Raw genomic sequence first — 12,025 nt, forward strand, 5'->3', positions numbered from 1 at the left:
CCCCCGGCCCCGCCCCGCTTCAGGCCAATCCGATCCTAACACTGGATGGCAGGCCCGTGCCCGCGCGCGCCAATCTGGGCCTGTTTACCCAGCCCATCAGCCTTGCCGGTGTGCCCGTGCTCAGCGCTCCGCTCCCACCGCTTCGCACGGAGCATGATGCAACAGCACCCGACATGCCGCTTGGCATTCAGCTTATCGCAGCGCCCGGTCAGGAAGAACGCCTGCTTTCACTGGGGATCATGCTGGAAAAAGCTGGCCTTCTGGGCAGGCCAGCCGCGCAATGGCCATAAAAAAATCCTGACAGAGTCAGGATTTTACAGGAGCCCGGCTATGAATATTTCCCGCTTCGGTCAGGGTTTTCATGGCGGACATAAACTGTGCGCGGCCTTTTACGGGCAGGGCTTCAATTGTACGGGCATGGGCACGGCGGGCGGGCTCGCTCATCTGATCGAGAATATCCTGCCCTGCCTGCGTTAGAAAAACCTGCTTCACACGCCTGTCATGCTGCGCGTTTTCACGCCGCAACACATCGCGTTTTTCAAGCCGGGCTACCACATTGGCTAAAGTAGCCCGGTCAACACCGATAGCCTGACCCAGCTCATGCTGATCCTTGCCCGGATACAGGCTGACCATGCTCATAATACTGTACTGGACAGGCGTTATGTCAAAACCGCTACATTCTTCCATGAAAAGCGAGACATGGATCTGATGCAGCCGACGGATAAGAAAACCGGGCCGTTCCAGAATCGCCTGTGTCCAGGCCTGATCAGGCTCTGAGGCCTCAGCGATAATATCGGGGGACGACTGATTTTTCATGTCGAGAAGCTAACAGATTTCGCCTGCCCTGCCAAACATTGCATAGGTTTATCGGTTTTTTCCGCCCCTGCCGGGTATTTACGCTTGCCTGCCCCGTCAATACGTCAGTATACTGATCAATAATCTTACAAAGGATGTCTGATGATGCCTGTTGACCTGATCCTGCGCTCCGGCACGGTAATTGATCCGCTTACAAAACGAAATGAAGTGCTGGATATCGCCATCACCAACGGGCGGATCTCGCACATGGCGCCCCGGCTCGGGCTAGACATTACGGCATCCAGAGAAATTGACGTAACAGGCCGCCTTGTAGCACCGGGGCTGATCGATACCCACGGGCATATCTACCAGCATGTTACAGGCCGGTTTGGCCTCAACCCGGACCTTGTTGGCGTGCGTTCGGGGGTTACCACCATTATCGATCAGGGTGGCCCAAGCTGCATGACACTGGGCGGTTTCCGCCATTTTGTGGCCGAACCAGCCGATACGCGCGTGCTGTGCTTCCTGTCCGCCTATCTGGTGGGTGGGCTTGAAGGCCATCTCTACCCCGAACTCTATGGCCCCGGTCAGACGAATGTCGAACACAGCGTGCGGGTTGCCCGCGATAACGCCGATATCGTGCGGGGCATCAAGGGCCATGCGGAAATCGGCGGCATTTCACGCTGGGGGCTTGAGGTGGTCAAGATTGGCAAGGAAATCGCCCGGCAGGCCGGTATTCCGCTTTATGTCCATCTGGGCCAGCTCTGGCCAACACGGGAGGATACGCCCGATATCAATGCGGATGATGTCGTACGCGAACTTGTCCCCCTACTGGAAGAAGGTGATGTTCTGGCACATCCCTTCACGCGCCATCCGGGCGGTTTCATTTCCATGGAAACAGGCGAGGTTCATCCTGTTGTCTGGGCTGCACTCGAGCGTGGCGTTACGGTTGATGTCGGCCATGGCTCGCATTTTTCGTTCGAGATGGCTGAACAGGTCATGCGCGCGGGTATTCGCCCCTACACGCTGGGGGCCGACATGCACGGCTATAATGTTAACGTGCCCGATATTACCGACAGTGAAGACCGTCAGGCCAACCCGTTTGCCGGGCGCGCGCCATTCAGCCTGACCAACGCCATGTCCAAGTTGCTCTATCTAGGCATGCCGCTGGAAGAGGTTGTGGCGACCGTAACCGCCAACCCGGCAAAAATGATTGGCATGTCCGACACACTCGGCTCGCTTCAGGTGGGGCGTGAGGCGGATATCAGCGTGCTTAACCTTGAAAGCGGGCGCTTTGAAATGGCGGATAACAGTGGCGTTCGGGTCGTAACCGACACCATGGTTACCCCCGCCTTTACCCTGCGCGCGGGCAGGATTTTTGAGACGGACAGCCCCCTTAACCCGCCCGTCGTGCCTGTTCAGTAAAAACGGAGCCAGCCCCATGCCCCATACCGGCGACAGCTCTGCCGAACAGGCCGCCCGTGACGCCGCCTATGACAATGTTGCCGCCGTGCCGGGCAGCCGGGAGTGGATGGCCCAGTTGCGTGCGGATTCAGCGCATTTTCGCGCGCATCCACAAAGCGGGTGGCATGATGTGCAATGGGGGCCAGAGCCCGCCAACCGCTGGACATTGTATCCCTCGCACCGAGCCAATGCCCCCTGTCTGATTTTCATTCATGGTGGGTACTGGCAGTGGAACCAGCCTGAAGACTTCGCCTGCGTGGCTGAAGGGCTCATTGCCCATGGCTGGTCTGTGGCCATGCCTGCCCACACCTTAGCCCCCGCCGCCAGCCTGACGCGCATTGTCCACGAGCTTGAACAGGCACTGGACTGGCTGGCCGAACAGGGTGATTCCCATGGGATAAGCGGGCCTTATGTGCTGTCCGGCTGGTCGGCCGGGGGGACACTGGCCACGCTACTGCTGGGGCATTCTCTCATTACATCAGGGCTGTGCCTGTCAGGTGTTCATGATCTCGCTCCCCTGCGTGAGACCTACCTAAACGCGGCACTGAACCTGAGTGCGCAGGAAATCGAAGAATTTTCTCCGCTACACTTACCCCCATGCCCCAAACCGCTTTGCCTTGCTTTTGGCACGCAGGAACTACCGGTATTCGGGCGGGATGCCGCGGCACTCCATGGCCTGAGAAACCGCCACCAATGCCCGACAACGCTCATGCCTGTGCCGCAGATGGATCATTTCCGTATCCTTGACATGCTGCGCGCGCCAGACGGATTACTGACACGCTGGCTGGTGGAAACAACCTAGCGCGCCAATAAAAAACCCATTTGTATAAAAAGGGTTTTTATACGTTTATAATCAGGGTGCGGTTTCTGGCCTGTCCGCCATAATGGATACATGGGCAGCCAGAATACGCCACCCTGCCTCCCCCCTGACCCATGTCTGCATCTGCCGCCCGATGGCCGTGCCACCAAGGCGGCGGAACTCCAGACTGACAACAGCCATTGTCTCATCCACGCAGACAATATGCCGCCGCAGCACGTCGCGCGGGGGAGAGCCTCCGGGTCTGGCACGGCGGAATGCCGCAATAGCCTGCGCGCCATAGAGGTTTTCGCCCACACCGTAGCGCACCACCTCCGGCCCATTCCAGAACAGAGCGTCAAGGGCGGGCAGGTCGTTACGGGCCAGAGCCTCCTCATAGGCATCAGCACATCGGGTGACCTGCGCCACAATATCCGGGTCATTCAGGCGCATTGGTCGCAATCCGCCTGTCTGTCGTGCCTGCGGCATCAGTGCTGGCGGGCATAGTCTTCGGCCAGCATGACCGCTCCCTTGCGCGCCAGCGCCTGACACGGCGCATTGGTGTTGGCACTGACAATATTGGGCATGATGGACGCATCAATCACCCGCAGGTTTTCAACACCTTTAACGCGCAGGCGCGCATCCACCACTGCCCTGTCATCACTCCCCATGCGGCAGGTGCCCACAGGGTGCCACATGGTATTGACCACCTTGCGTATCCACTGGGCGATTTCCTCATCGCTCTGCACCGCAGCACCGGGGGCTAGTTCTTCCTCCGTTACCTGAGCCAGCGAGTCCTGCGCCATGACCGAACGCGCCGCACGAATAGCCTCCACGGCATCGCTCAGGTCCTGCTCATCCTCCATGAAATTGGGGTTGATCAGCGGCATGGAATCAGGGTTTGCATCCGCCAGTCTGACCCAGCCACGACTGCGAGGCCGCAACAGCACCACCTCCAGCGTAACACCCGGCCGCTTTCCGGTAGGGATCAGGCCATCCTCGGAAATAACCGGCACATGGTAGCACTGCACGGTCGGGTCCGCTGTGAAATCCTGCGGGTTCCAGTGCGATACGGTCTCGATCCCGTTCCCCGCTATAGGCCCATCGCGCGTCAGCAGATACCGCAGCCCGGCCTTGGCCGCACCCAGTCCGCTACAGATATCCTGATACCCCAGCTTGTCCCGCACATAAGTCCGCACGCAACAGATCGGATGATCCTGCAGGTTTTCACCCACCTCCGGAGCATCAACCTTGACCGGAATACCGAATTTACTCAGTTCCGCCTGCGGCCCCACCCCGGAATGCATCAGAATTTTGGGGGATTGCACGGCCCCAGCCGACAGGACAACCTGCCGCGCCAGCACCCTGTGCGTACGCCCACTGGCAAGATATTCCACACCATAGGCCTCTCCCTCGCGGATCAGCACACGCGTAACGGTAACACCTGTAACAGCCTTGACCCGCCCTGATTTCAGGTGCCGGCGCAGATAGGCATCGACAGCGTTGCACCGCCGCCCGTTGTGGATATTGGTCTGCACGGGTGAGACGCCTATCTGGCTCTCCCCGTTGTAATCCACGTTATAGGGCAGTCCGTATTCCTGAAACGCCTTGACGCAGAGCTGGTTGAGCGGATTGATGTGGCGTGTCAGCTCTATTTTCATATCGCCGCTGGCACCATGATAGGCGTTATGGAAGGTATCGCTGCATTCCTGCGCCACGAAATGCTTCAGCATTTCCTCGTAGGACCAGTCTTCCGCACCTTCTACCGCTTCGTTCCACTCATCATAATCGCGCTTCTGCCCACGCACATAGCACAACGCATTGACAGACGAGCCTCCCCCCATGACCTTGCCAGACCGATAAGGCCGGGGCGTGCCGTACTGGGGCACGGTATCATATTTCCATAAATGCCGGTCATGCTCGAGAAGCTTGGCATAGCCTGCGGGTATTTTTATCAACGGGTCCTTATCGGCCCCTCCGGCTTCCAGCAGCATGATACGGGCATCCGTATGTTCGGCCAGGTACCCCGCCACGACACAGCCGGAAGCCCCCGCGCCGACAATAACGATATCTGTTTCCGTATCCGGCATTACTTTTGCTTTCATGCTGGGTTGTGGCGGTGCATCCCACACAAGACACACCGCCGGATTTATAGAAGATCAAGACCAGAACAGGCGCTCTGTCTCAGGCTCCTGCTTAAAGGGCTTTCTGCTTTTTCCGGCTGGCCAGAACCCAGTAAAGGACGCCCGGCACCACTATCCCCAAAATCCAGGAAATATCGATACCACCAAGCTGGTTTGCAATCACACCCGTATACAGGCTGTTGGACAGGAACGGCACCTGCACGAGAATACCGATTACGTAGCAGCTTACGGCCAGTCCGTTGACAAGACCATACACCCCGCCATCGTTACGATAGAGCGAAGGAATATCGTAACGCCCGTGCTCGATCAGGTAGTAATCCACCAGATTGATGGCAGTCCATGGCGACAGAACCGCCAGAAGCAGAAGTAGAAAATTACTGATGTTATCAAGGGCATCACCGCTCAGGCTCATGGTCAGCAGTGCCGATGCACAGACCAGAACCGCCGCAACAACGGTCCGCGCCTTTTTGGACGGCTTCCATGATGGTACGAATGTATGGAGCAATGTCAGGCTGGACAATGTTGCGCAATAAATCTGCATCGATGCGCAAACAATCGTCGAGGCAAAAAACACGATATAGATAACAGCAGGCAGGATACCCGAAACCTGCCGGAGCGATTCATAGTAATTATCGCCCGATACCGTTCCCGCCACGTAAGCGCCTACAATCATGGGCAGAGCCGCACCAATGGTGCTGCCGGAAAGGCATCCGTAAAACGCTTCCTTTTCCCCTGTGTGAACCGGCAGATAGCGGGAATAATCAGACACATAAGGCGCATAGGCAACCTGCCACAGCACGCCAACCGAAATGGCCATGAGAAAATCATGCACACTGGGCGTTGCGAAAAAAGGCAGCTTCAGCGCGCCAAAGGGGCTGAAGAGGTAAACCGCCCCCATAACTACAAACACAATCCCCGCGATATAGGAGAACGCGGCAATAAAGCGTTCAAGCAGGGCATGCCCAACCGTGCAGAGCACCCATACCATGAAAGCCGAGGCATAAATGGCCGGATGACTGGAAAGCGGGCCAAAGAACGTGCCCGACTGATCACGTCCGATGGCAAAAAGCGTCGAGGCAAAGCCAATATACATAAAAATAACGATCAGGATAACCAGCAGCGAGCCATAAACCCCAAACTGGCCACGGGTCTGCTGCATCTGCGGAATACCCAGATGCGGCCCCTGCGCGGCATGCAGCGCCATAAAGACGCCCCCCAGCACGTTGCCCAACACAATGGCCAGAATGGCCCAGCCAATGGAAAGATTGCAAAGCTGAGTATAGATCATCCCGGTCATGAAAGTCAGGACGGTCTGGTTTGCACCCAGCCAGACCGTGGCGAGGGAACGCGCATTACCACGCCGGACATTTTCCGGAATAGGAAATATTGTTTCACTTTCGATATGAAATGAACTGTTTTTTCCGCCCTGCGGATCCAGAACACTTTCGGACATGTCATTATCTCCAAAAAGACAGGAAGCAGGCAAACACCGGTCAGGCCCGGCACAGCAAAACCACGAAAACACTCAGAAGGGGAAAGAGGCTTTCCCTGTCTGAAAGGTCATCCATTTAAGTTCCGTCATTTCCTCAATGGAGTAGCGTCCGCCTTCCCGGCCGAACCCACTGTTCTTGACACCGCCGAACGGCACATGCGGCTCGTCGGAAATGGTAGAATCATTAACATGCACCATGCCCGCCTCGATATTTTGTGCAAAATACCAGGCATCCCGCAGGTTTTCAGTCATGACGGCGGCAGACAGGCCATAAGCCGTATCATTGGCAAGCCGCAAAGCATCCTGCGTGTCCTGCGCACGCAACACAGACACGACCGGCCCGAAGGATTCCTCATGGTAAATCCGCATAGCGGGCGTGATACCACTCAGAACTGTCGGGGCAAAATACGGCCCGTCATGCGTGCCGCCACAGCGCACAACCGCGCCTTTGGACACGGCATCCTCAATCTGTCCGGCAATGAACGCGCATTGCGAAAGCCGGATGAGCGGCCCCACGACCGTATCTTCCTGATCGGGCGGCCCTACGCGAACCTGCTTCGCGCGCTCGACAAAACGCGTGCAGAATTCATCATGCAAGGCAGAATCCACAATCACGCGCGACCCGGCCATGCACACCTGCCCCTGATGCAAAAACGCTCCGAAAGTGGCGGCCCGCACTGCGGCGTCAAGGTCGGCATCGCGCAGGACAACCAGCGGCCCCTTACCGCCCATTTCCAGCGTGATACGCTTGAGCCCACGGGCGGCCCCTTCAGCCAGCAGACGCCCCGTGCGGGTCGAACCTGTAAAGGTAATGGCTTTTATGCGCGGGTCTTCGGTCAGTGCTGGTGAAACATCCGACACCGCCGCGTTAATGACATTCAGCACACCCGGCGGCAGCCCCGCCTCTTCAAACAAATCGGCAATCAGCAGCCCGGAAAGCGGTGTTTCTTCCGATGGTTTGATAATAATGGCATTGCCTGCCGCAACAGCAGGCACGACCTTTTTCATGGTCAGCAGAAAGGGCGAGTTGAACGGGCAGATACCCAGCACCACACCCAAAGGCTGACGGAACGACATGGAAACCCGACCATCGATCGTCGTCGGCATGGTCTCACCCGAGATCCGGCGGATTTCTCCCACCATGGTCTGAATGAGATCGATCACATAGTCGATTTCCCACAGGGCTTTTTTAAAAGCCGACCCAGATTCGCGAATCAGGAGCTGCTGGATTTCCGTGCGCCGCGCCAGGATGACCTCACGCAGGCGGAAAAACAGTGCTTCCTTAGTTGCGACCAGCGTATTGGCCCAATCCTTGGCTGCACACTGGGCGCTGTGCAGGGCGGCCTCAATTTCGGTTGCGGAAGCCTGATGCACATACGCAATCAGGGCATTATCGGCCGGGCTGTGATCAGGGGCCAGAACCTCCTGCGCGGACGCCACCCACTGGCCATTCACATACAGCCCGTAAACCGGAATACCGTTTTGTTCACAAAGAGGTTTCAGCATCGTTTCACCGTTCGTATTACGCCGCACGCCTGAGCTTTCGGGCCTGTTTACGCCCACGCACCCAAGCCCGCTCCTTGCGGCAGCCCGCAGTCCACAGGAGAGGTCGCGCTTTTCATATTCCGATAACGGAACGATTGCACAAAGCGCAGGGGCGCGCAATACTAATCAGTATGCTGATAAAATATCCCTCCACACAGAGCAGGCCAGCACCCCCATTAGGCATACCGGGCCAGAAGCGGATAAGCTGGCCGTCCGCCAAGAACATAACCACCAAACAATAAAGCGGGACAAAAAATGCTTCATACTCCACGATCAACCAGAGGCATGGTTACATCGCCGCATCATCTGGCCAGCCAGAGCGGGCTGGACGTTCTGCGCAAGGGCGGCACGGCTCTGGAAGCCGTCATCGCAACGGCCGCCACCCTTTCCGTTGTCTATCCGCACATGACCGGCCTGGGGGGAGATGCATTCTGGCTGATAGCCTACCCGGACGGCACAACCACCGTTATCGATGCTTCTGGCCGGGCGGGACAAAACGTTAATCAGGCACTCTACCGCACCGCAGGCCATGACAGCGTGCCATGGCGCGGCGGGCTTGCCGCCAACACCATGGCGGGCACGGTTTCAGGCTGGCAGGAAGCCCGGAGACAGAGTGCAAAGCTCGCCCCCTGCCTGCCGCTGGAAACGCTGTTTGAAGACGCGATTTTCCATGCAGCACAGGGCTACCCCATGAGCCAGAGCGAAGCGCTGCTACTGCGCGAAAAAATGCCCGACCTGCTGGCCAACCCGCAATTCCGCACGGCTTATGATGTGCCACAGGCCCCACAAACCGGGCATATCCGGCGCAATCCGGCCCTTGCCCGCACTCTGGAATCCCTTGCGCGTAACGGGCTCGACAGCTTTTACGAAGGCCCTCTGGCAAAAATGCTGGCCACAGGTCTGGCAGAAGCGGGCAGCCCGCTTGATCATGCAGATTTCGCCAGCCACGCCGTACGGGTAACCCAGCCCTTGCACACGGACCTGCCCGGCGTGCGGGTTTACAACGCACCACCGCCCACACAGGGCGTTGCGTCACTGGCCATTCTCAAACTGTTTAGCCTGCTCGACAGGCCGCAGGCTGAAAGCTTTGGTTATGTGCATGGCCTGGTGGAAGCCACAAAACGTGCATTCCTGTTTCGTAACCAGCATGTGCAGGATCCCGACAGCATGAGCGAGGACTGTCAGGCTTTCCTTGATGATGAAAACCGCCTGCGCGCACTGGCCGCTGGCATTGACAGCCACCGGGCCATGCCATGGCCCCACCCGGCACAGGCTGGCGATACGACATGGATGGGAGCGGTCGATTCCTCGGGCGTGGTCGTGAGCATGATCCAGAGCCTGTATTTTGAATTCGGCTCAGGGGTTTTCCTGCCTGACGCGGGTCTGTTCTGGCAAAACCGGGGCGCCTCCTTCCAGCTTGCCCCCGAAGGTGACCCCGATGGCTGGAACACGCTGGCTCCGGGCAAAAAGCCTTTCCATACCCTCAACCCGGCCATCGCCCGCTTTGCCGATGGCCGCGTCATGGCCTACGGCACCATGGGAGGAGAAGGCCAGCCCCAGACACAGGCGGCCCTGTTCACCCGCTATGCACTCTACGATACGCCGCTACAGCAGGCGGTTTCAGCCCCCCGCTGGCTGCTGGGCCGCACATGGGGCGACGATAACACGGCCCTGAAAGTGGAGAACAACCTTGATGCCACCATCCGGCATGACCTCAATGCCGCCGGGCATATAGTTGTTGAAGTAGAGGCCTTTTCAGACCTCATGGGCCATGCTGGCGCGCTCGTGCACCACCCAGACGGCATGCTCGAAGGTGCTGCCGACCCCAGAAGTGATGGTGTTGTGGCCGCGTTCTAACGCGGCCTTACCGCCCGAAGGCATCCTGCGCGCAAAAACAAACATCTCTGCCGCGCAGGGGGCTACTCTCATGCAACACCATGAGACGGCCTGACCATAGGCCCGGCGCATGCAGCGGCAGATCAATCGTGTTGTATCGGAAAAATAACTTGGAGGGCTCGAAAAATCCTCTGGTTATGTGTGGGTTAACAGTCACAGCCTTATACACATTAAATATTCAGGGAACTTCCAGCACTTCCATCTCTTGTCATGCTGAAGACGCGTTCAATTTCTTAATAAATACTTTCAATTTATTTAAAACTCATGAACGCGATAGCCATTTTTAGCACGAATTTCGGTTTTTCGTGCCCAGAACGGAGTGCATGATGCTAGCTTCCCCTGCCGCACCGGCGGTTTCTGCCGCTACTTCGCCCCCCGATGCCAACACCGCACCAGCAAAAGCGACGTCCACAACGCTAGACAGTGCCGCGATAGAAAAAAAATTCGCTGATCTGAAAAGCTCCCCCACAGGGCTGACCTCAGCCGACGCCAAAGCCCGCCTTGCGCACAACGGCCCCAATGCCATCCAGGCCCATGAAGAAAGCCGGTGGAAAAAACTGCTGGGATATTTCTGGGGGCCAATCCCTTGGATGATTGAACTGGCTGCGCTCATTTCCTTCCTGCGGCAGGACTGGCCAGACTTTATCGTTATTTCAGGTCTGTTGCTCTACAATGCAGCCGTAGGCTTCTGGCAAGACAACAAGGCCGCCAACGCTTTGGCAGCGCTGAAGAAAGGGCTGGCCCTCAAAGCCTCTGCCTGCCGCGATGGCCACTGGGTGCCGGTGGATGCCGCAACCCTTGTTGCGGGCGATGTCGTCACCGTTGCAGCAGGGGAGATTATTCCTGCGGACCTGCTGCTGGTTTCCGGCAAATATCTTTCGGTGGATCAGGCTGCTTTGACAGGAGAATCCCTGCCTGTTTCCAAACGTATTGGGGATGGTGCCTACTCTGGCTCCATCGCACGCCAAGGCTCCATGACCGGGCTTGTTGTCGCTACGGGCAACAATACTTTCTTCGGTCGTACAGCCAAGCTGGTTGCCTCTGCTGGCAGCAAGTCCCATGCCGAGCAGGCCGTACTGCGTATTGGTGACTTCCTGATCATTCTTGCAGCTGCCCTGGCCGTGGTGCTGATTGGCGCGCAGCTCTGGCGTGATCTGGCGTCCGGCGCTGGCTGGCATTGGAGCGAGGCCGGAGCCATTGCCCAGTTCGTGCTTGTTCTGCTGGTGGCCTCTGTCCCGGTTGCCATGCCTGCTGTCATGTCCGTCACCATGGCGCTGGGGGCTTTGGCGCTATCACGCCAGAAAGCCATTGTCTCGCGCCTGTCTGCCATTGAGGAACTGGCGGGGGTCGATATCCTGTGCTCCGACAAAACAGGCACGCTCACCCAGAACAAGCTAACCCTTCAGGCTCCCATTCCCTTTGGCACCACCACGGCAGATGATCTGGTAACAGGCGCAGCTCTGGCAACCCAGAAGCAAAGCACGGATGCCATTGATGTTGCCGTGCTCAAAGCCCTGCCAAACACCACGGTGCTGGACAGCTACAAGCCGCTTGACTTTGTGCCCTTTGACCCTGTGAACAAAAAAACCGTTGGTATTGTGCAAGCTGCCAACGGGCAGGAACTGCGCTTTGCCAAGGGCGCTCCGCAGGTTATTGCGGCACTCTGCGACATGGGGGAAAATGCCTCTGGCCCCCAGCATACCGACGAAGCCACTGCATTTTTTGGCAAGGTGGATGAACTGGCCAGCCATGGCACCCGTGCCCTTGCTGTCGCCAAGTCAGTCGATAGCGGCAAGACATGGACATTACTGGGCCTGCTGGCCCTGCTAGACCCACCCCGCCCGGACGCCAAGCAGACCATTGCTGAAGCCACCAAACTGGGACTGTCGGTCA

The 12,025-nt window shown here is 57.9% G+C and carries 9 protein-coding genes and 1 pseudogene; 5 read left to right on the top strand and 5 right to left on the bottom strand.

What is annotated here, in order from left to right:
* Window positions 1–290: pseudogene (locus ABF757_RS11750) on the top strand (AtzE family amidohydrolase); the annotation flags it as partial.
* 16 nt (window positions 291–306) lie between these two features.
* Here the strand turns inward: ABF757_RS11750 and ABF757_RS11755 are convergent.
* Window positions 307–816, bottom strand: coding sequence for a MarR family winged helix-turn-helix transcriptional regulator (locus tag ABF757_RS11755; RefSeq protein ID WP_025860459.1), 510 nt, complete (start codon window positions 814–816; stop codon window positions 307–309).
* Between the two features lie 141 nt (window positions 817–957).
* Between ABF757_RS11755 and ABF757_RS11760 the strand changes: the two genes are divergently transcribed.
* Both ABF757_RS11760 and ABF757_RS11765 read left to right on the top strand, forming a co-directional pair.
* Window positions 958–2,220 (top strand): amidohydrolase/deacetylase family metallohydrolase, encoded by a 1,263-nt coding sequence (locus ABF757_RS11760; protein WP_415482512.1) that lies wholly within the window; start codon window positions 958–960, stop codon window positions 2,218–2,220.
* A gap of 16 nt (window positions 2,221–2,236) precedes the next feature.
* Window positions 2,237–3,061 carry an alpha/beta hydrolase gene (locus tag ABF757_RS11765; RefSeq protein ID WP_415482513.1) on the top strand — a complete coding sequence of 275 codons (825 nt, stop codon included), beginning with the start codon at window positions 2,237–2,239 and terminating at the stop codon, window positions 3,059–3,061.
* A gap of 51 nt (window positions 3,062–3,112) precedes the next feature.
* On the opposite strand, the gene hpxZ is transcribed toward ABF757_RS11765, so the two are convergent.
* The 4 genes from hpxZ to ABF757_RS11785 form a co-directional block, all read right to left on the bottom strand.
* Window positions 3,113–3,508: an oxalurate catabolism protein HpxZ gene (hpxZ, locus tag ABF757_RS11770; RefSeq protein ID WP_415482514.1), complete on the bottom strand. Its 396-nt coding sequence runs from the start codon at window positions 3,506–3,508 to the stop codon at window positions 3,113–3,115.
* A 35-nt stretch (window positions 3,509–3,543) separates the two neighbouring features.
* Window positions 3,544–5,145, bottom strand: coding sequence for a GMC family oxidoreductase (locus ABF757_RS11775; RefSeq protein ID WP_415482515.1), 1,602 nt, complete (start codon window positions 5,143–5,145; stop codon window positions 3,544–3,546).
* A gap of 106 nt (window positions 5,146–5,251) precedes the next feature.
* Window positions 5,252–6,652 (bottom strand): purine-cytosine permease family protein, encoded by a 1,401-nt coding sequence (locus tag ABF757_RS11780; protein WP_415482516.1) that lies wholly within the window; start codon window positions 6,650–6,652, stop codon window positions 5,252–5,254.
* A gap of 72 nt (window positions 6,653–6,724) precedes the next feature.
* On the bottom strand, window positions 6,725–8,197 hold the full coding sequence (locus ABF757_RS11785) for an aldehyde dehydrogenase family protein (protein WP_415482517.1): 1,473 nt from the start codon (window positions 8,195–8,197) through the stop codon (window positions 6,725–6,727).
* Window positions 8,198–8,491: 294 nt separating this feature from the next.
* Here ABF757_RS11785 and ABF757_RS11790 point away from each other — a divergent pair, with 294 nt between their 5' ends.
* Together ABF757_RS11790 and ABF757_RS11795 are read left to right on the top strand one after the other, a co-directional pair.
* Window positions 8,492–10,093, top strand: coding sequence for a gamma-glutamyltransferase family protein (locus ABF757_RS11790; RefSeq protein WP_415482519.1), 1,602 nt, complete (start codon window positions 8,492–8,494; stop codon window positions 10,091–10,093).
* 362 nt (window positions 10,094–10,455) lie between these two features.
* Window positions 10,456–12,025, top strand: a 1,570-nt coding sequence (locus tag ABF757_RS11795) for an HAD-IC family P-type ATPase (protein ID WP_415482520.1), incomplete at its 3' end; no start/stop codon positions are given.

The sequence above is a fragment of the Acetobacter papayae genome (genome assembly GCF_047721125.1).
Lineage (GTDB): Bacteria > Pseudomonadota > Alphaproteobacteria > Acetobacterales > Acetobacteraceae > Acetobacter > Acetobacter papayae.